The organism is Halopseudomonas sp. 4NH20-0008, from assembly GCF_057548395.1.
Genome location: NZ_BAAJMD010000012.1, coordinates 82910 through 100412, shown reverse-complemented (window position 1 = coordinate 100412; position 17503 = coordinate 82910). Strand labels below are relative to the sequence as shown.

Here is a 17503-nt window from a genome sequence, read left to right as displayed (position 1 = left end):
TGCAATGTCACTACCCCGTAATGTGCAAGAACAGATCGACCGTGCCGCTCAGATCCAGAGTGATCTGAATAAGCCAGCTGAACCCGAGAATCCCGCACCAGCGGCTCCCGAGAAGGAAGCGGCTCCCGAGCCGGTCAAAGCGCAACCCGCCCAGCAACCCGCGACCAACGCGCCCGACGAAATCGAAGGTAAGCCAGCTTCGTACTGGAAACACCGCTTCGACGTTCTTCAGGGCAAGTACAACGCCGAGGTGCCTGCACTGCGCAAAGAAGTCAGCGAACTCCAAAAGCAGATCCAGCAAGCAGGGACACCGGACGGCAGCGCCGTCGAGCGGACCCAATCTGCCGTTGCTGATCTGACACCCGAGGAGATCGAGGAGTTTGGTCCTGAGCTGGTAAACCTGATTCAGCGCGTAGCAGGCCAGGCGGCCAAGCGTAACGCTGTTGAGTCGGAGGAGGCGCAGAAGTTGCGCCAAGAGCTCGACGCTTTCAAGGAAGAAAAGCAGCAGGATGCACAGGCGACCTTCTGGTCCAGCCTGGAGGCTCAAGTGCCAGACTTCCGTCAGATCAACGCTGACCAGGCATTCCATTCGTGGCTTGCCGAACTGGATCCGTTCACAGGGACCGAACGCCAAACGCTGCTTGTCCAAGCACAGCAGCAGTGGAAAGCGGGGCCGGTCGTTGCATTGTTCAAGTCGTTCAAGGAAAGGGTACGCACCCCGAAAGTACCCGACGAGTCAGTTGTCCCGCGTTCGTCCGGCGGCGGTTATGAGACGCAGCCTGCGACCCAGGCAAAGATCTGGACGCGCCAGATGATCGATTCGTTCTACCGGGACAAAGCTGCCGGTCGGCTCAGTGCAGACCAGGCAAAAGCAGATGAAGCCGACATTTTCGCTGCACAACGCGAAGGTCGGATTCGGTAATTATCGCTGAGAAGCGAAAAGGAGTTTCAACATGGCTGGTCCTACTCGCGCTACTGGCGTCGCATCCTACGCCAGTGATTCTGCCTCGGGTTTCATTCCCGAGATCTGGTCTGGCAAGCTGGTCGAGAAGCTGTATGCCTCTACCTGCTTTGGCGAGATCGCCAACACCGACTATGAGGGAGAAATCCGTCAGAAAGGTGACACCGTTCAGATCCGCACCGTGCCGTCTATCACTATCCGTGACTACGAAATCGGCGGCGGCCTGACCTACGAAAAGCCTGTCAGTGACAAGGTTGAGCTGCAGATCGACAAGGCCAAGTATTTTGCCTTCGAGATCAACGACATCGAGAAGTACCAGGCGGACATCAAGCTGATGGACGAGTTCTCGAATGACGGCGGCGAACAGATGAAAATCGCTATCGACACCGATATTCTGGCCCGTCACTACGTTGACGTTGCCGCTGAAAACTCGGGTGCGACTGCCGGTGTGAAGTCTGAAGCCTACAACCTTGGCACCACTGGCGCGCCGGTTGCCATCACCAAGGATAACGTCCTGGACGTGCTGGTTGACTGCAGTAGCGTTCTGGATGAACAGAACGTGCCGGAGACTGACCGCTGGGTGATCCTGCCGGCCTGGATGTCTGGCATGCTCAAGAAGTCCGAGCTGCGCGACGCCAGCATCATGGGTGATACCACTTCGGTATTCCGCAACGGCAAGCTGGGCATATTGGATCGCTTCATGGTGTACATCAGCAACAACCTGTCGGTTGTCACTGACGGCACCGACAAAGTGACCAACGTCATGTTTGGCCACAAGAAGGCTCTGACCTTCGCATCCCAGATGACCCAAATGGAAGACCTCAAGAACCCGACTGACTTCGGTCAGCTGGTTCGCGGTCTTAACGTCTATGGCTCCAAGGTCATCGACGAAAAAGCCATCGGTCACCTGTACGCTAAGAAGGGCTGATCTGGTTAGGGGGCTCTTCGGAGCTCCCTTTTTTCGAGGTGAGTTATGTCTGAATTGAATTTGCAGGAACTGATCAAGGCTGTCGAGAATGCTTCCGACAAGGCTTCTCTGGAGCTGCTGGTGCGCGAGCACCTGGGCATTGAGCTTGACAAGCGTCGTTCCCTGAACGATCTGCGTGCTCAGGTTCTGGCCGGCTTGCAGCCGGTGGAGAATGGTGAGCCGGTAAGCCAGGCTGCCGAACCGTCCAGCACGGATAGCGAGCCGAAAACCGAGATCCAGGAAGCCCTGCCTGACCTGGCTGAAGACCCCGAGCCGGTGCCTGTTGTAAAGCAGCGCATGCTGAAGAACACCAAGAACGGGCGAGTATTCGTCTGGACTCCTGCGCTGGCAAAGCTGCCGGGTATGGTCGAGGCCTGATCCATGACCACTATCACCGTCGGCAACGTCATTGGCAGGGTTAAGAAGGTTCTGCAGGAGACTGCTGCCGATGGTGTGCGCTGGTCCAATGCCGAGCTTCTGGACTGGCTGAACGAAAGCTACCTTGCGATTGTCGGTATCAAGTCAGATGCCGGCGCTGTAACTGCTCAGGTTGCCTGTACTGCAGGGACAAAGCAGGTTATCCCCGAGGACGGGGACAGATTCATGGAGGCCATCCGCAATGTTCAGGGTGGCCTTTCCCTGGTCAGGACTACCAGGGCTGTACTGGACTTCACCCGTCGCCGCTGGCATGGCGAGCAGCAACAGGCGGAGCTGGAGCACTACATTTTTGACGAGATCGACCCCAAGGTGTTCTACGTCTACCCTCCAGCTCAGGCCGGTGTGGTGATCGAGATTATCTATTCGCGGATGCCGACAGGCCATGCCACGGCAGACCTGGACTCGGTCGCCACCGAGACGATTCAGATTTCCGACGGATATGCGCCGGCCATGGTCGATTACATCCTGATGCGCGCATTCCTCAAGGATGCCAGCCACCAGGCCAATTTCAGCCGGGCGCAGCTGCACATGCAGTCCTACCAGACGCAGCTTGGTCTGAAGGCCCAGGCCGAGATCGGTTTCAGCCCCAACAACCCTGGAGCCGCCTAAATGCTTTCTGACATCGTTGATGACGTACTGATCGAGGTTGTCGGCTGTCCGGTTGCCACTGCCCGCGACGCTGTCCGACATGCCCAGCGCGAGCTCTGCGACGACGGCAATGCCTGGGTGGTTGATGACGGTCCCGTGGTATTCGGTGTGGATACCGAGTTCGCAGCCGTTGAGCCACCGCTGGATGCCGAGGCCGTCCGGATCATTTCTATGCGGATTGCGGACCGAAAGCTGAAGCCTGGATTTGATTACGTCCAGGCCGGCGACAATCAGGTAAAGATCCTGATCAAGACGGATGTCTCGGAGATCGACGGCCAGCTGGCTTGCAGGCCTGTTCGCGGCAGGGATATGCCGGACGAGCTGCTGAAGCGCTGGCATTACGCTTTGATCGACGGCGCTGTAGGCCGTCTGCTTATGATGCCCCAACCCTGGAGAGATCTTCAGCTGGCGCAGTATTACCAAACGAAGTTCGCTATGCACAAGGCAAACGCGAGAGATCTTTCATTTACCGGGCACCAGGCGGGAAGCGTCCGCATGAAGGTTCCACGGTTCTAAGGGGGCAGCATGACGCCGGTACGTTTCGATTTGACCATCTACCAGGGCGCGACCTTCACTCAAAACCTGCTTTGGCAGTTCCGTGACGATCAGAATGAGCTTGTTCCGGTCAATCTGACTGGCTGCACTGCCCGCATGCAGATCCGTCGCCGCCTGAGCTCCACTGTTATCGAGCTGGACCTGGGTGCCGAGAGAATGATCACAATCCCGGATCCGGCCAACGGCACCATTCAGATCCAGATCCCTGCCGCCACCACTGAACAGCTGTCATTCCGCAGCGCGGTCTATGACATCGAAATCGAATTTCCTGATGGAACCGTGACCCGTTTTGCCGAGGGCGCTGTCCGGTTGAGCCCTGAAGTGACGAGGCCAGCAGTATGACAGACGTGATCATCATCGGCGGTATCAACAACCAGCCGCTTGAGGTCCAGCTGTCAGGCCCATCAACCAATCAGGTTGTTCTGCAGCCGGCGCCTGTTCTCCAGCAGGTATCAACTTCCGGACAGGGTGCGCCCGGTATTTCCGCGTACCAGGAAGCGGTCAGGCTTGGATTCAACGGCACCGAAGAGGAGTGGCTTGATACTCTGACCGGGTTCTTCGCTATCAAGCAAGCAGGGTTCGGTGGAACCATTGAGGAATGGATCGAGTTCATCCAGGCGACGCTCCCGAACGCCAATGCCGCCGCCCTGGCTGCGCAAGCGGCAGAGCAGTACAAGATCCAGTCCGAGCAGGCAGCTTTTGATGCCGGCCAGGCCCAGGGCGCTGCCGCAGCATCCGCATTGCAGGCCACCGCCGAAAAGGATGCAGCTGCTGCCAGTGCAGGCCAGGCTGGAAGTAGCGCCACGGCTGCCGCTGCCAGTGAGCTGGCTTCCGCAGGATCCGCTTCGGCTGCAGCACTATCGACTACTGCCGCTCAAGCAGCAGCCCAGGCTTCCGAGGATGCCAGGGATCTCGCCCAGGCCAGCAGCGTTTCAGCAGCTGGATCCGCGACCGCTGCCAGCACTTCAGCTGGCGAAGCGACCACTGCCAGAACGGGAGCAGAGGCAGCGCAGGCATCCGCAGAGCTCGCCCGTGATGCGTCGCAAGGTTTTCGTGATGAAGCGCAAGGGCATGCCAGTTCTGCTGCAGGATCCGCTTCTCAGGCCGCCACAAGTGCAACCGCCGCAGATTCGTCTGCAGGCGCAGCACAAGGATCGGCCACGGCAGCCGCCGGCAGCGCAACAGCAGCAGGTAACAGCGCCAGCTCTGCAGCACTGAGCGCGACCGGCGCATCTGGATCCGCTTCTGATTCAGCGAACAGCGCAGCCGCCGCATTGGCCAGCCAGGGCGCAGCCGCCACGTCGGCAAGCAATGCCTCGGCAAGCGCAACAGCTGCCGCCGGGTCTGCCACGTCGGCCAGCAACTCTGCTACAGCGGCATCCGGATCTGCAGGAAGCGCAGCCACCAGCGCCAGCAATGCAGCCAGTTCTGCCACGTCGGCATCTACCAGTGCAGGCAATGCTGCCACGTCTGCCACGAATGCGTCCGATTCCGCCAGTGCTGCTGCTATATCTGCAACCGCCGCTGCCGGATCCCAGACTGCCGCTGCCGGATCCGCAACAACCGCAACCAATGCAGCGACCGACGCTCTTGGATACCGTGATACCGCCATGACGGCGCGTGACCAGGCCGTTGCTGCTGCCGCCGAGCTCGAAGGCTTTGATCCTTTGCCGGCAACACCTACGGATCCAGAAGAAAAGTACTTGGCAGGAACGAAAGCCTGGGCTGATTTTGGCGCTGCCGTGCGCGGTACGCTGCTTGGCGGGTACATGGCCGGGACCAACGCCGCCATTGCGGCAGCTGATACGCTGCTTGAAGCCATTGGCAAGATCCAGGGTCAGATCAATGCTCGGGCGCTGACAACGGACGCCAGGTTTACTGACAGTCGAGAGTGGACTGCTGCTACTGTCACCCAGGCCGAGGCCGAGTCAGGTGTGGCTACCACTCGACGGGCATGGACGGCGCAGCGGGTCAGGCAAGCAATCTTGGCCTGGTGGACAGGGTCTGCAGACAAGACAAAGCTGGACGGTATCCAGACAGGCGCCCAAGTAAACGTCGGCACCAACCTGTCGCTGGAAGGCACCGGCAACAGCATCACCCTGAATAGCTCGACCGGGACTGGCACGCCTTTTTACGTCGCGTCCCAAACAAACGCTGGCCTTATGTCAACCGGGGACAAGGCCAAGGTCGATTCGATCAACGCGAGCGACGTAAACAACTGGGACGCCGCTTTCGGCTGGGGCGACCATGCGCTTGCGGGCTACTTGACTTCCGAGTCAGACCCCAAGCGAGTGAACACGCTGGCTTTCAGCGGCACGACTACCAAGACGCTGACCTTGACTCTGGCCGACGGAACCACGGTTACTGGCACCTTCGCAGACAACAATACGACGTATTCCGTCGCTACTGCTGCCGAGCTGCAGACCGGCACGGCGACGACCGCTCGATCTGTATCTGCAGCACAGCTCAAGGCTTGGGCCGACTGGCGTTTCACAGGGTATGCAACCGAGGCCTTTGTCACCAGCCAGGGCTATGTCGTTACTGGTGACGCTCGCCTTTCAGACGCCCGTGAATGGACAGCAACTACCGTATCGCAGGCGGAGGCAGAAGCAGGCGTCGGCACCACAAGACGGGCCTGGACAGCCCAGCGAATTGCCCAGGCTATTGCTGCGCTCGGTGGCAGCGATTACACGCAAGGCAACGGCATCGTCATTGACGGGACGCAGATCCGCCTGAATACCACCATTGCTGGTGGGCCATATACATTCAGCGGCAACGTGCTCGCGGCCAACTCAATTGATCCTGATGCGGTATGTACTGGGTTCATCTCGTTTTCAGGGAACCCTGCAACCATCCGCTCTAGTTTCGGCTGCATCACTTCCGTGACTCGGAACGGAACCGGTGATTACACCTTGACACTCACCGGGTTGAATAACGCGAACTACTGCGTCGCGGGATGGGCGAGGGGTGCAACTACCTCTGCTCCTGGCATTGTGACGCAAGACAGTAACGGCACCGCGAGCACTACGACGCTGACGCTGAGAGTGCGAAATAACGGCGGTTCGGCGGTTGATTCGTCGAATATCGGCATCCTTATTTTCGGAGGCAAGTAATGCCCAGCCCATACATCTTGTTTGTGAACGCCGAGGGCTTTCTTCGACTGACCACGGTAGTACCGGGCGTGGATCGCTTGTCTGTTGTTCCGGATCTGGTCCCGACCGGCAATCCGTACTGGCTGGCAGAGCCGGAAGAGATCCCTCAAATGGACAACTATGAAGCATGGACAGTAGATCTGGCCGAAGTGCGAACCCCTGATGGGTATGGAGCGTGACCAATGTTTGCAGTGAAGATCGATCTGGCGACGATCAAGGCGAAGAAGATCGCCGAAATCAACGAGCGTAAAGCGTATGAGGAAGTGCGCGGCTTGCCGTACTACTTCGATGGCGAGCGCGATTATATCCAGCTTCGCGGCGAGCGCGACCGCAGCAACATTACCGCCCTGGTCACTCAGGCGCTGATCCTGCAAGGCCAGGGCGTCACTGATGCCGTGATTCCATTTATGCCCGAGAGCAACACACTGCGAATGCTGACGCCCACTCAGGTGATCGAAATGGGTCAGGCTGTAGTCGGCTTTAGTAGTGCTTGCTACGGCACTGCTTGGGCGCTTAAAGCGGCTGTTGAGGCAGCGACTACGGTTGCCGAGGTTGAGGCTATCGAGTGGCCGGAAGGTGAGTTCTGATGCTGTTCCCGACACTGATCGAGAAGCCACTAGTACCATTGCTGCACATGCAAGGTACGTTTACGGCGATGGCTCAAAGGGAGGCTATGGACCCCAATACGTTTGCGACGGGGCAAGTGCGTGGACTGGATTCAAACTCAGGGCTGACTACGAACCGGATTTCGCTGCATGCTACTAACCAGTATGAGGCTATGGCATCCGCTACCGCAAACACGGTTATAGTTTATGGGTCAATCAAAGATAGGGTCGAGTTCTTTAATAGTCCGGTAAACGTACTTAGCTACGGTTCCGGCGTTCGCACGGAAAGGTATGGCGACTTTGGTTTTATATCGTCGCAAGGGGTCTATCTAACGTTGCTCAACACTACCAATTCAACTTCATGTGTCTGCCAAGTCACGACGTGGGCGTTTGCTATATCCGGGGATGGCAAGTTCGCCACTAACATGCGCAGGTTCACTAAAGTTTCCGGCACAGACCCATGGGACGTTCTTGTTCCAGGCGACAACATTGAAATTTATATGGGGAACGGGCTTTGAAAGAGATCCAGGGTATCAAGAGGGTTGAAGGACAAAAGAAGTGGACTTACTACAACGTCGATGGCTTGCCACCACTTTGCCTGTATCGGGTTCGCGTACCCCGTGGCACTCGCTGGAATGTCTATACACCGCGTCCTGGTGACGGTATGGCAGGCGACACTGATGATGTCGTATCGCTGCCGACGCTAACCGTTATCCCGCCCGGCGGCCATGTCCGGGTCCATTGTGACCAGTTCGAGGAACCGATTGAGTACATCGGTAGCTGGAAGCGCGTAGGTGCGGGGATCATCTTCAAGGCGGTATTCGACTATGAAGCGCTTGAGGATACTGAATGGCTTTGCCTCGCCGGGCACAATCCCGCGCTGCCGGGCTACAAGCTGAGTCCTTTACTGCTTGAAGCGGGTGACGTGTACCGGGTGCCTGCCGGGGTCCGCCTGATTGTGTGCATGAAGGGCGAGCGTTTTGCAGGCGCGTGGCAGGTAGATGAGGGCGACGAGTTTTCCTTGGACGGCAAAGCCCTGTTGGGGCTGGTGGAGGAAGTGAATGTATAAGCAGTCGCGCAAGACTTTGTTTGAAGGCCAGGAAGTCACATTCAGCTACGCCGCTGGGGACCGCACGGTAACGCTTTATGCTGGTGCAACCGCGCCTGTGCTGGTCCCGCTGGAGGCAACCATCCTCAAGGCTGGCGACCGGCTTACGGTCACGGCGACCGAGGATTCAACCATCAGTGTTCTGAGGATCGAGCAATGAAAAGGCCCGCACTGCTTTTGTCTGTAGCTATCGCATTTGATCAACTGCTCAACGCAATCCTGGCTGGCTGGCCTGACGAAACTCTGTCCAGTCGCGCCTATCGCATGGATGGCAAGAAAAAGCGCTGGACCATTGCCCGTCGCGTTATCGATGGCATTTTCTTCTGGCAGGACGAGCATTGCCGTATGTCGTTTGAGACTGAAAAGGCCATGCGCCACTTGCCGCTGGAGGCCCGCCAATGAGTCTGCTGCAGCCGGTATGCACCCCGATTAAATACTTCCAGGCCCATGAGCTCGATTGTAGAGGCAGTCGCAAGATCGGGCCGGACGGTAATGCCATTCCTGGTACTGGCGTAATCAAAATGGACCCGAGGTTTGCCCGCAACCTGCCGTTGCTGCGTGGCGCCTGGGGCGAGCCGCTTTCGCCTTCCTCGGTATGCCGGACGCCAGAGCACAACCGCAATGTGCGCGGCCACAAGAACAGCATGCACCTGACAGAAAACCCAAAGTGGCCGACCATCGGGACCATGGGGTGCGACATCAAGTGGCGCAGCTGGAGCACTGAAAAGAAGCTGCGTTTCGCACAGCTCGCCTGGAAAATGGGCTGGTCAGTCGGCCTGCACAATGGTTTCTGTCATATCGACCGGCGCGCAGATCTCGGGCTGGCCAATCTGCCGCAGGGCGTATTCCTGTACGGCACTTGGTCTGGCGCGTTCACACCAGAGGATGTCAAAGCATGAAGATTGCACTGGCTGGCTTTCGTGGTGAGATCCCGATATTCGATCCGCGCATACTGCCAGAGCAGAATGCCCAGCGGTCCCGCAATGCTTATCTGAAGCGGGGAACGCTGAAGCCTGAGCGCGCTCCAGGCCCGGTGACCGAGATTCCTGCCGTGGTGGCGCCTTCCTCGCTGTATCGCTATCCGCTCGGCAATAACAGAGAAGGCTACTGGTTTGTTTGGGGTGCCAACAAGATCGTCAACGCAGTGCGCTCGCCGCTGGCAAATGATGACTTCAGCCGCTTGTACTGGACCGGCGACGGCGCGCCCAAGATGGGCAGCATTGTGGATATTACGACCGGCCCTGGACCTTACCCTTCAACCAGCTATTTGCTCGGAGTTCCGGCGCCTGGTCTGCCGCCGACAACCACGGTTCCGCCTGATCGAGTGAGCTTTGATCAGCAGCCGCTTACTACCGTCCAGACCAGCTATGTCGTGACCCAGGTATCGCGGTTCGGTGAGGAAAGCGCGCCTAGCCTGCCAAGCCTGCCGGTAACCCGGTGGGATATGGTCGAAGATGCCCCTGCCGGCGGTGGCGTGACAGTCAACCTGCCGGCGGTATCCAGCGGCAACCATGACATTGTATCGGTGCGGATCTATCGGGCAGAGCTGTCCGGGGTGTTCCAGTTCGTCGGCGCGGTCAATGCAGGCGTCGGTACGTTCTTCGATGAAGTCTTGAGCGAGAACCTGGGCATACCTGTCCCGTCGCTGGAATGGGATATGCCGGATCCGCAGATGGTAGGCCTGACCGCTATGCCGTCCGGATTTATGGCCGGTTTCTTCGGCAATACCCTGTGCTTCAGCGAATCGTTTTTCCCGCATGCCTGGCCGGTTTCATACCAGCAGGCATTCACTGATCAGATTGTCGGCATTGTATCGGTGACGGGCGGCCTGATCGTGGCAACCGATGGCAAGCCGGTCATTGTCAGTGGATCCTCACCAGCGGCCATGAGTGCCAATCAGCTCGATACTGAGCAGCCCTGCCTGTCTCGCCGGTCCCTGGTCGATATGGGCGAGTTCGCCATGTATGCGTCGCCTAATGGCCTGGTTGCGCTGGGCGGTGGCGAGGCCCGCGTGGTTACCGAGCAGGTAATGAGCAAGGAACAATGGCAGGCGCTGAATCCGGCCACCATGCACGGCTACAAGTACGAAGGCCGGTATCTTGGTTTCTATGACGGCGGGGCATTCATTTACAGCCCGGATGCCGGCATGGAGTTCTTTGATGTCAGCGCCACAAGCGGGTACTACGACATTGCCCGCGACCGGCTTTATCTGATCCAGGGCAACAATATCAGCGCCTGGGGTCAGGGCGACAATCTTCTAATGTCTTGGAAGTCGAAGATATTTGAGGCGCAAGAAGGCATCAGTTTTAATTGCGCAAAGGCCATTGCCTACGGGTATCCGGTCACGGTCAGGATCTTTGCCGATGGCGTTCTTTGGCACACCCAGACCGTGCAAGATCGAGGCATGTTCCGGCTGCCGCCCGGCACAGCCCGCGATTGGGAAATTGAGGTTGAGGGTCTGCATGAGATCTCTTCAGTGCAGATTGCAGAAACACCGATGGAACTGGTTTAACAGAGTGAGCTGAAATGAAAAAGCGCAAGACACTGCCCCCGGTTACCGCTCGGATCCCGGCAGAATTGCGCCCATTGCTGGCCGCTATTGCCGAGATCATGGAAACAGGCGAAGGCGTGCGCGGGGATCCGCTTGATCGAAAGCTGACACTGCGCGACGTGCTCGACGCCGGCATTGCATCAACCAGGCTGCCGAACCGGCCAGAGTCCGGCCTGGTGCCGAATGTTCCGCTGCCAGTTCTGACCATTCCGCCACCGCCTGCCGGATTCAACGCGGTTGGCGGGTTTGGCGGCACAATCACTCTGAGCTGGTCCGTACCGCAGCAGCAATATGGCAATCACGCCTTTACCAATATCTACCGGGCAGCCACGGACAACTTCTCGAATGCGCAGCTGGTAGGCCGTGACGGCGGTTTTATCTATGTCGATAAAGTCCGTGACGATACGACCGCAGTCACTAATCCTGGCGCCGTGGCCAGCTTCTACTACTGGATTACGTTCACTTCAGCCGCAGGCATTGAAGGCCCGCCGTCATCACCCGACGGCCTGTTTGCCGAAACTTTGCCTGACCTTCAGTTGCTCCAGGCCCAGCTTCAGGGACAGATTGATGCGGATCTGCTGGATCTCGGGCTACGCACCAGGATCGACAATCTTGATGGCCCAGCCGACCAGCCAGGCACGCTGAACAACTACCTGGAAGGCGAGTTCAGCCAGGTAGGCAACAACATTCAGTCAGTACAGAACCGCGTATCCATTGCCGAGACTGAGATCGAAGGCTTGCGCGTGGATGTCGATGGCGCAACTACTCTGATTGGCGATGAGACGCAGGCCAGAATAAACGCCGATGATGTCCTGGTATCACAGCAGAACCTGCTGGCCGTCCAGCTACGCGGCAGTTACGACGGGTCCGACCTTGAGCAGGTCACGTCAGGTCTTATATTCCAGGAAAAGCAGGCCCGCGTACTGCGAGACGAGGCTTTTGCCGAACAGATCTCGCTGATCTCTGCAGGCGTGGGCGAGCAGTTCGATCCGCTCAAGATGTACCACTTCGACAGTACGGCTGAAGCCTGGACGGGTAATGGCGCACCCGTGGTTGCCGGTGGCTTTATCACGCCTGCCAACGGTACTGATCCGTGCATTCGATCACCTGCCGGGCTGGCGGTCAATTCAACGCAGTACAGCCAGGTTCGCGGGCGTATCCGTAAAACAGGATCACCCGTGTGGGATGGCGAACTGCGCTGGAAACTGCAAGGCAGCTCAATCTGGGAGGTCGCCGCGATACCCGAACCGGACTTTGATCCGAACGGCATAGGCCTGTTCTCGGTAACTCCAGGCTGGGACGGCACGATTGATCAGATCGAGCTGTGCCTGGTCGAGGAACAGAGCTCGGCAAACGGTATCAGCTACGACTGGATTGCCATTGGCCGGCCTTCGCCTGGCGCATCAAGCGCGGCATTGGCTGCAGAGGTCCAGGCCAGGGCAAGCGCCATTGCAGCCGAGGTATCGGCAAGGGAGAGCTTGCAGGCCAGCCTGATCGGATCCGCGAACCCGGCAACAGTAACGCTTCCCAGCCTGACTTCGGGCTTGATCCATGCCGAGCGCACTGCCAGGACTACCCAGGACAGCGCGCTGGCAACGCAGATCAGTACGCTGTCCGCCACGGTAGGCAGCAACGACACCCAGGTAAGGGCGCTGATAACCAACGAATCGACTGCGCGGGCAAATGCGGATACCGCACTGGCAGGCCAGATCAGCACTCTTTCGGCATCGGTATCTGGTAACCAGGCTGCAATTCAGAGTGAGGCGCAGGCGCGCGCTGATGCCGACGGCGCCATTGCCAGCTCGGTTTCGACGCTTCAGTCAACCGTGAGCGGAAACACTGCCTCGATACAGACCCAGCAGCAGGCAATCAACGGGCTTTCTGCAAGCTACGTTCTGCGCGTCCAGGCCGGCAACACGCTTGGCGGGTTCGGGCTTTACAACGACGGCAATACGCTCGACTTCAGGATCCTGGCTGACAAGTTCAGTATCACCCCGACGGCGCTTGGTGCAGGGGTGAGCCCGTTTGTCATCGACGGCGGCATTGTCTACATGAATACGGCAATGATCAAAGAGGCCTCGATCCAGCAGGGTCAGCTTGGGCCTATCGGTTTCGGTAAAATTGTCGATAGCGAAGGCGCGCCGGTCACTACCCTGGAAGGCAAGCTGAAGGCTGAAAGCATCGACGTTGAAAACCTGCAGGTAGGCAATCAGCAGATCTCGGGCGTTATTCAGTCGAACGCATTGGGTGGTAACGGACTGCCTCGATGGAGCCTAAATAAGGACGGCGGACTTCAGCTTAATGGAGTTGGCGGCGACGGAAGAATGGAGATCAGAGACGACTACATTAAGGTCTATGATGAAAACGGGCAGCTCAGAGTTCAGATCGGAGATTTGAGCGCATGAGTTACGGCGTCAAGGTTATTTCGGCGCAAGGTGATCCTGTGTTTGATATTGATGACAGGCTGCCCAAGATCTATTTTGAAGGCGTTTTTAGGTTGGGCACCGGACAGGGTTCGAGGGTGATACCTTGTCCGGGCGTAGTAAATAACGGAAGGTTTGCAGCGGTACTAAGTGGGACCGACATTTCTGCCACCGTGGTGGCGATAATAAGGCCTGACGAGATACGGCTTAGCAGGCCGCTAGTTTTTGGCTCTAACACCATATTTACTGACTGCTACCTGACGGTTTACACGTTATGACCTTTGGATTCAGATCAACAAGTTCGGAAGGCTTTGGACAGATAGATTCGGTATATCAGGCGCTTTATTTAATCGAGGAGACAGATAGGTCAACTCCGACAAGAAGATCAAACGGGAGCTTCAGTTCTTTTGGTCCGCCTGCAGGATATAACTTTAACGAGTGCCTTGTTTTTGTTCAGATACAGAACGAAGGCGACTCTATAATGCTTCGGTCTTTGTCGGCAAACGCAATAACCATAACAAGCGGGATCTCGCCAAACAATACGCAAGGTAGGTCAGTTCCTTATAACTACAGAGTTTACGCGAAAAGGAAAACACCATTCCCTGCAGGCTCCGGCTATGGGATGCGAGTCTTTAATGAAATCGGGGAAACGGTTTTTGATAGCAGATTTATACCGCTAAGACTTTCAAGCTATCAGGAAATTCTATTTAGCGCGGGCTCACCAAAAAGAGCGATCAGTCAGGCTGCTGGTCGATGGATTTGCTTAAACGGGACTAGCTTTGTTACTGGTACATTTGAGCAGTCTAACGGGCGTATACAGATTCGGCAGCCTGGTTTTATAGTCGAGAACTCAGAGTTAAAGATAACCAACCTAATAAGAGATATGACCTCTGGCGGCGATCCCGGCACTACGCCGAGAGGCATAAACCTTCTTGTTGCAAGATAACCAAAACACAGGTTAGCGAAATGCCAAGACCAGACGAAAACAACTTTCTGCACACTGTTCTTTGCGGCAACCAGGCCGCAATCGACTATGTGTGCATGATCTTCAGGATTAGCCAGATCTTTGATGATCTGGCCGACAAGGACCGCGAAGTTAGCGACGAAGATCTGCGTCGCGTTATGTGGGAAACTATGATTGAGTTACCGGGCAATCCCTTCTACCGGCAATTTGAGCTGACGCTCAGACCGATGATGGCTGCCGCTCTGCAGGACTGGTTTGATGCTACACGGATGGAGCAAGACGGCGACGAGCACGGCTTGACCCTGGCCTTTGTGCTACGGGACATGCTTACAGGAATAGTGATTCAGTGCGCCGGCATATTGGGTGGATACAAGTGGATGCAGCAGAACTCGGTAGAGATCCGCAGGCACTTCCATGAAGACACCTTTCAGCAATATCTGATTGACTTGGAGGTAAGCCATGAGCGGCGGCGGCGGCGATAAGCCAGAAGATACACCAGAGCAGCGTTATGCTGCCAATGTGGCGGCAGAAAAGTGGAACTTTGCACAGGCAAAGCTGGCGCCACTTGAGAACGAATACATGGCCAGGGTCGAGGACATGGGCAGTGAAGGGCGCAAGTCCTATGTCCGTGGCGCTGCGAACCAATCGACCATGGCCGGCCTTGGCCAGGCAGAGCAGCAGGTAGGATTGCAGCTTGCCCAGGGCGGCATCAATCCTAACAGCGGTCGCTGGCAGGGAACCCAGGGAGACGCTGCCGGCATGCAGGCGGCTGCCGGTGGCGAAACCATGGGACGCGGCCTGTTCCAGCTCGGGCAGGAGCAGGTGCGCGGCATGCAGAACATTGTCGCAATCGGATCCGGCCAGGAAGGCAGGGCGCAGGCAGGCCTTAACCAGATTGCTTCGCAGTCTGCAGCTGACTCGCGCCAGGATTTCACCAATTCGTTCAACCGCAGATCCGCGAACCTTCAGTTGCTTGGGCAGGTAGCCGGCGCTGGGGCGAGCTACGGGCTTTCTGGTGGCTTCACTGGTGGATCCATGGATACAGCCCTTGGCCAGACCTATGCGAACCAGACAGGCAGCTTCGGGACTGAATATGGCACCGCTGCGCCACTTAGCTGGCAGATGCAGATGAGAGGTCAGTAATGAACTCACTTATCACAGGGCTGATGCCCGCACCCCAGGCGAACCCTACGCCTTTGATCATTGATCCGAATGCTGCTTTTCGTGGTGACCGTGGCGCGTCTACGGTCCTGGGTAAACTGTACCGGGCGCAATGGGAAGACTGGAAAAACCGCTTTTCGCCCTACATTGACCGGCTGGCAAACAAGGCTATGGATCCAGGCTTTGCTGAAGGCCTTGCTAACCAGGCGTCTGGATCCGTGGATACCACTTACCAGAATGTCCAGTCCGGCATGGCCATGCAGCGGCAAGGATACGGTATCAGCCTGACCCCGGCGCAGCAGCAGGCCGAACAGCGCAAAATGGCAGTCGGCAGATCCGCAGACAGCAATGCTGCGTACAACAACGCGAAGATCTCTGCTCGGGATATGCAGGATCAGATACTGGCAGGCGGCATGGGATTGAGCAATATCCCAGGCGGCAACATGCAACAGGGTGGCTGAAATGTCATACGGTCTATTGGGGCTTAAAGGCAAGATGGAAACCGAGGCTATGCAGGGTCTGCAGAACCTAGACCAGGCGCAGCAGCAGGCAAAGCAGCTGGCTGACCAGGCCGATGAAGCCCGCAAGCAGCAAAAAATGAGCGGTGCTGCCATGGGTGCCGCCATAGGTATGGCAGCCGGCCCCATGGGGGCGCTTGTTGGCGCCAGCGTCGGGTATCTTGCTGGATCCCTTTTCTGAGGAATTACGAATATGGCACTTGATACTAGGGGACTGGCTGACGGTTTCGCACAAGGCTTTGGCCTGATGGAAAGCCATCAGCAGCGCAAAATCGACAACGAGCGAGCTGACCGACAAGAGCAGCGGCAGGGTCGGCTTGATGAGCAGAATGATCAGGTCTTCCAGGCGCAGATGGATGACCGGCAAAAGCAGGACGATCTTCTGCAGATCCGGGCTTTCTACGAGCAGGAGGCTGCCGGCCTGGAGCCTGAGATTACGCCAGAGCTCAACACTGCGTTTGATCGAAACAAGTACCTTCGGATTGATCACGTTTATGGCGACAGTACCGCCAAGGCAGTGAGCATTGCCGAGCAGGTGGCGACAGGGTCAATGGATCCGAATCAGCCCGAGGCGCTTGAGGCGTTCAATCTTATGTTTGCGCCTGACATCAATCGCGGTGACGCCGCAGATCTTGAGCCAGGCCAGACGGCGGAAAAGCGTATTGTTGGGGTTTACCCTGGGAGCAATCCAGAGAATCTGGTCTTCGAGCTGGAGGTCAGCGTGAAGGGTGAAGACGGCAGCGTGGTTCGCTCTTACCGCGCACCAATGACGCCGAACCATAGTGCCGATGACGACGAGGTTGCCGAGGTGCCTATCGAGACCCTGGTCAATGCAGCCCAGGGCATGCGAGCACTGCAGAGCGCGATACCGCCAGAGGTTCGCCAGCGTCGCCTGCAATACCTGAGAAATATGGGGATTTTGGGGCAGGCAGGCGATCAATGGGAACAGGTAGATGGGCCTGGCGGCTCGGTTCTTCAGCGCAACAAGGCAACCGGCGAACTCAAGCAAGTTGTCGGGCGCGAGTCTACCTATGGCCTCGGCGGATATGCTCCAGGATCCCTGGAGAAAACCATGGAATATCTGCGAATCCAGTTCCCGGACGAGACGCCGGAACAGCTGTTTGAGCGGGCAAAGCGGAGCGCAAGCGCGCCTGTAGATGGCGGCCTTTCTGCGCCTCAGGGGCGCCTTTCGGACCAGCTCAGACGGCGCATAGCAGAGCTGCGGGAACAGGAGTTCATGGTTGAATCAGAAGAGGAAAGGGAAAGCATCAGGGCAGAGCTGAATCGGCGCAATGAGCAGTTGAGCAGATTGCTTAGCGAAAGCGAAGGGGAGCAGCAGCAGCGTCCGGCGCCACAACGCGGATCCTCAGTTCGTAGCGAGACGCCTGCCGAGGATCCTGCCAGCCGGCACGACGATTTGTTTTTGAGGTAGCAAAGCTGCCCGTGGCAGCT

General features: G+C 57.5%; 24 protein-coding genes. 22 read left to right on the top strand and 2 right to left on the bottom strand.

The window, feature by feature from the left end; genetic code table 11:
- The first annotated feature begins 4 nt into the window (after positions 1 to 4).
- From AC27HQ_RS12930 to AC27HQ_RS12905, 6 genes are read left to right on the top strand one after another with little or no spacing between them, the layout of a single operon-like run.
- On the top strand, positions 5 to 922 hold the full coding sequence (locus AC27HQ_RS12930; RefSeq protein ID WP_487156589.1) for a hypothetical protein: 918 nt from the start codon (positions 5 to 7) through the stop codon (positions 920 to 922).
- Between the two features lie 31 nt (positions 923 to 953).
- On the top strand, positions 954 to 1889 hold the full coding sequence (locus tag AC27HQ_RS12925) for a phage major capsid protein (protein WP_487156588.1): 936 nt from the start codon (positions 954 to 956) through the stop codon (positions 1887 to 1889).
- A gap of 45 nt (positions 1890 to 1934) precedes the next feature.
- Complete coding sequence (locus tag AC27HQ_RS12920; protein ID WP_487156587.1) at positions 1935 to 2306, top strand: hypothetical protein; 372 nt, start codon at positions 1935 to 1937, stop codon at positions 2304 to 2306.
- Between the two features lie 3 nt (positions 2307 to 2309).
- Positions 2310 to 2975 carry a phage adaptor protein gene (locus tag AC27HQ_RS12915; protein ID WP_487156586.1) on the top strand — a complete coding sequence of 222 codons (666 nt, stop codon included), beginning with the start codon at positions 2310 to 2312 and terminating at the stop codon, positions 2973 to 2975.
- Positions 2976 to 3530, top strand: coding sequence for a hypothetical protein (locus AC27HQ_RS12910; RefSeq protein WP_487156585.1), 555 nt, complete (start codon positions 2976 to 2978; stop codon positions 3528 to 3530).
- A gap of 9 nt (positions 3531 to 3539) precedes the next feature.
- A complete protein-coding gene (locus AC27HQ_RS12905; RefSeq protein ID WP_487156584.1) occupies positions 3540 to 3911 on the top strand; it encodes a hypothetical protein in 372 nt (123 codons plus the stop codon).
- A 110-nt stretch (positions 3912 to 4021) separates the two neighbouring features.
- On the opposite strand, the gene AC27HQ_RS12900 is transcribed toward AC27HQ_RS12905, so the two are convergent.
- Positions 4022 to 4228, bottom strand: coding sequence for a hypothetical protein (locus AC27HQ_RS12900; protein WP_487156583.1), 207 nt, complete (start codon positions 4226 to 4228; stop codon positions 4022 to 4024).
- Between the two features lie 440 nt (positions 4229 to 4668).
- Entirely contained in the window at positions 4669 to 5181 is a 513-nt protein-coding gene (locus AC27HQ_RS12895; protein ID WP_487156582.1) for a hypothetical protein, read from the bottom strand.
- On the opposite strand from AC27HQ_RS12895, the gene AC27HQ_RS12890 reads away from it, so the two are divergent.
- The 16 genes from AC27HQ_RS12890 (at position 5180) to AC27HQ_RS12815 (ending at position 17483) form a co-directional block, all read left to right on the top strand.
- Positions 5180 to 6682: a hypothetical protein gene (locus tag AC27HQ_RS12890; protein ID WP_487156581.1), complete on the top strand. Its 1503-nt coding sequence runs from the start codon at positions 5180 to 5182 to the stop codon at positions 6680 to 6682. The genes AC27HQ_RS12895 and AC27HQ_RS12890 overlap by 2 nt on opposite strands.
- Positions 6682 to 6900: a hypothetical protein gene (locus AC27HQ_RS12885; protein WP_487156580.1), complete on the top strand. Its 219-nt coding sequence runs from the start codon at positions 6682 to 6684 to the stop codon at positions 6898 to 6900. Before AC27HQ_RS12890 ends, AC27HQ_RS12885 begins: the two co-directional genes overlap by 1 nt.
- A 3-nt stretch (positions 6901 to 6903) precedes the next feature.
- The gene (locus AC27HQ_RS12880) at positions 6904 to 7308 is read left to right on the top strand and encodes a DUF4376 domain-containing protein (RefSeq protein ID WP_487156579.1); all 405 of its coding nucleotides are present in this window, start codon (positions 6904 to 6906) and stop codon (positions 7306 to 7308) included.
- A gap of 532 nt (positions 7309 to 7840) precedes the next feature.
- Complete coding sequence (locus tag AC27HQ_RS12875; RefSeq protein ID WP_487156578.1) at positions 7841 to 8395, top strand: hypothetical protein; 555 nt, start codon at positions 7841 to 7843, stop codon at positions 8393 to 8395.
- Positions 8388 to 8594 (top strand): hypothetical protein, encoded by a 207-nt coding sequence (locus tag AC27HQ_RS12870; RefSeq protein ID WP_487156577.1) that lies wholly within the window; start codon positions 8388 to 8390, stop codon positions 8592 to 8594. The genes AC27HQ_RS12875 and AC27HQ_RS12870 overlap by 8 nt, the downstream gene beginning before the upstream one ends.
- Entirely contained in the window at positions 8591 to 8836 is a 246-nt protein-coding gene (locus AC27HQ_RS12865; RefSeq protein ID WP_487156576.1) for a hypothetical protein, read from the top strand. The genes AC27HQ_RS12870 and AC27HQ_RS12865 overlap by 4 nt, the downstream gene beginning before the upstream one ends.
- Positions 8833 to 9333: a D-Ala-D-Ala carboxypeptidase family metallohydrolase gene (locus tag AC27HQ_RS12860; RefSeq protein ID WP_487156575.1), complete on the top strand. Its 501-nt coding sequence runs from the start codon at positions 8833 to 8835 to the stop codon at positions 9331 to 9333. The genes AC27HQ_RS12865 and AC27HQ_RS12860 overlap by 4 nt, the downstream gene beginning before the upstream one ends.
- Complete coding sequence (locus tag AC27HQ_RS12855) at positions 9330 to 10946, top strand: hypothetical protein (RefSeq protein WP_487156574.1); 1617 nt, start codon at positions 9330 to 9332, stop codon at positions 10944 to 10946. The genes AC27HQ_RS12860 and AC27HQ_RS12855 overlap by 4 nt, the downstream gene beginning before the upstream one ends.
- A gap of 14 nt (positions 10947 to 10960) precedes the next feature.
- Positions 10961 to 13390: a phage tail tip fiber protein gene (locus tag AC27HQ_RS12850; RefSeq protein ID WP_487156573.1), complete on the top strand. Its 2430-nt coding sequence runs from the start codon at positions 10961 to 10963 to the stop codon at positions 13388 to 13390.
- Positions 13387 to 13686, top strand: a complete 300-nt coding sequence (locus AC27HQ_RS12845) for a hypothetical protein (protein WP_487156572.1) — start codon at positions 13387 to 13389, stop codon at positions 13684 to 13686. The genes AC27HQ_RS12850 and AC27HQ_RS12845 overlap by 4 nt, the downstream gene beginning before the upstream one ends.
- On the top strand, positions 13683 to 14354 hold the full coding sequence (locus tag AC27HQ_RS12840; protein WP_487156571.1) for a hypothetical protein: 672 nt from the start codon (positions 13683 to 13685) through the stop codon (positions 14352 to 14354). The genes AC27HQ_RS12845 and AC27HQ_RS12840 overlap by 4 nt, the downstream gene beginning before the upstream one ends.
- A gap of 20 nt (positions 14355 to 14374) precedes the next feature.
- Positions 14375 to 14854 carry a hypothetical protein gene (locus AC27HQ_RS12835; RefSeq protein ID WP_487156570.1) on the top strand — a complete coding sequence of 160 codons (480 nt, stop codon included), beginning with the start codon at positions 14375 to 14377 and terminating at the stop codon, positions 14852 to 14854.
- A complete protein-coding gene (locus AC27HQ_RS12830) occupies positions 14832 to 15515 on the top strand; it encodes a hypothetical protein (RefSeq protein WP_487156569.1) in 684 nt (227 codons plus the stop codon). Before AC27HQ_RS12835 ends, AC27HQ_RS12830 begins: the two co-directional genes overlap by 23 nt.
- Positions 15515 to 15994, top strand: a complete 480-nt coding sequence (locus AC27HQ_RS12825; RefSeq protein WP_487156568.1) for a hypothetical protein — start codon at positions 15515 to 15517, stop codon at positions 15992 to 15994. Before AC27HQ_RS12830 ends, AC27HQ_RS12825 begins: the two co-directional genes overlap by 1 nt.
- Before the next feature lies 1 nt (position 15995).
- The gene (locus AC27HQ_RS12820; protein WP_487156567.1) at positions 15996 to 16232 is read left to right on the top strand and encodes a hypothetical protein; all 237 of its coding nucleotides are present in this window, start codon (positions 15996 to 15998) and stop codon (positions 16230 to 16232) included.
- A 12-nt stretch (positions 16233 to 16244) separates the two neighbouring features.
- On the top strand, positions 16245 to 17483 hold the full coding sequence (locus AC27HQ_RS12815) for a hypothetical protein (protein ID WP_487156566.1): 1239 nt from the start codon (positions 16245 to 16247) through the stop codon (positions 17481 to 17483).
- Positions 17484 to 17503 lie beyond the last annotated feature (20 nt).

What these genes read in the sequence shown, in the direction of transcription:
- AC27HQ_RS12930 (WP_487156589.1), top strand. Translation starts at nt 5, where the DNA reads ATGTCACTACCCCGTAATGTGCAAGAACAGATCGACCGTGCCGCTCAG.
- AC27HQ_RS12830 (WP_487156569.1), top strand. Translation starts at nt 14,832, where the DNA reads ATGAGCGGCGGCGGCGGCGATAAGCCAGAAGATACACCAGAGCAGCGT.
- AC27HQ_RS12825 (WP_487156568.1), top strand. Translation starts at nt 15,515, where the DNA reads ATGAACTCACTTATCACAGGGCTGATGCCCGCACCCCAGGCGAACCCT.
- AC27HQ_RS12915 (WP_487156586.1), top strand. Translation starts at nt 2,310, where the DNA reads ATGACCACTATCACCGTCGGCAACGTCATTGGCAGGGTTAAGAAGGTT.
- AC27HQ_RS12920 (WP_487156587.1), top strand. Translation starts at nt 1,935, where the DNA reads ATGTCTGAATTGAATTTGCAGGAACTGATCAAGGCTGTCGAGAATGCT.
- AC27HQ_RS12820 (WP_487156567.1), top strand. Translation starts at nt 15,996, where the DNA reads ATGTCATACGGTCTATTGGGGCTTAAAGGCAAGATGGAAACCGAGGCT.
- AC27HQ_RS12905 (WP_487156584.1), top strand. Translation starts at nt 3,540, where the DNA reads ATGACGCCGGTACGTTTCGATTTGACCATCTACCAGGGCGCGACCTTC.
- AC27HQ_RS12855 (WP_487156574.1), top strand. Translation starts at nt 9,330, where the DNA reads ATGAAGATTGCACTGGCTGGCTTTCGTGGTGAGATCCCGATATTCGAT.
- AC27HQ_RS12925 (WP_487156588.1), top strand. Translation starts at nt 954, where the DNA reads ATGGCTGGTCCTACTCGCGCTACTGGCGTCGCATCCTACGCCAGTGAT.
- AC27HQ_RS12880 (WP_487156579.1), top strand. Translation starts at nt 6,904, where the DNA reads ATGTTTGCAGTGAAGATCGATCTGGCGACGATCAAGGCGAAGAAGATC.
- AC27HQ_RS12885 (WP_487156580.1), top strand. Translation starts at nt 6,682, where the DNA reads ATGCCCAGCCCATACATCTTGTTTGTGAACGCCGAGGGCTTTCTTCGA.
- AC27HQ_RS12835 (WP_487156570.1), top strand. Translation starts at nt 14,375, where the DNA reads ATGCCAAGACCAGACGAAAACAACTTTCTGCACACTGTTCTTTGCGGC.
- AC27HQ_RS12840 (WP_487156571.1), top strand. Translation starts at nt 13,683, where the DNA reads ATGACCTTTGGATTCAGATCAACAAGTTCGGAAGGCTTTGGACAGATA.
- AC27HQ_RS12890 (WP_487156581.1), top strand. Translation starts at nt 5,180, where the DNA reads ATGACGGCGCGTGACCAGGCCGTTGCTGCTGCCGCCGAGCTCGAAGGC.
- AC27HQ_RS12815 (WP_487156566.1), top strand. Translation starts at nt 16,245, where the DNA reads ATGGCACTTGATACTAGGGGACTGGCTGACGGTTTCGCACAAGGCTTT.
- AC27HQ_RS12895 (WP_487156582.1), bottom strand. Translation starts at nt 5,181, where the DNA reads ATGGCGGTATCACGGTATCCAAGAGCGTCGGTCGCTGCATTGGTTGCG.
- AC27HQ_RS12870 (WP_487156577.1), top strand. Translation starts at nt 8,388, where the DNA reads ATGTATAAGCAGTCGCGCAAGACTTTGTTTGAAGGCCAGGAAGTCACA.
- AC27HQ_RS12910 (WP_487156585.1), top strand. Translation starts at nt 2,976, where the DNA reads ATGCTTTCTGACATCGTTGATGACGTACTGATCGAGGTTGTCGGCTGT.
- AC27HQ_RS12850 (WP_487156573.1), top strand. Translation starts at nt 10,961, where the DNA reads ATGAAAAAGCGCAAGACACTGCCCCCGGTTACCGCTCGGATCCCGGCA.
- AC27HQ_RS12860 (WP_487156575.1), top strand. Translation starts at nt 8,833, where the DNA reads ATGAGTCTGCTGCAGCCGGTATGCACCCCGATTAAATACTTCCAGGCC.
- AC27HQ_RS12845 (WP_487156572.1), top strand. Translation starts at nt 13,387, where the DNA reads ATGAGTTACGGCGTCAAGGTTATTTCGGCGCAAGGTGATCCTGTGTTT.
- AC27HQ_RS12865 (WP_487156576.1), top strand. Translation starts at nt 8,591, where the DNA reads ATGAAAAGGCCCGCACTGCTTTTGTCTGTAGCTATCGCATTTGATCAA.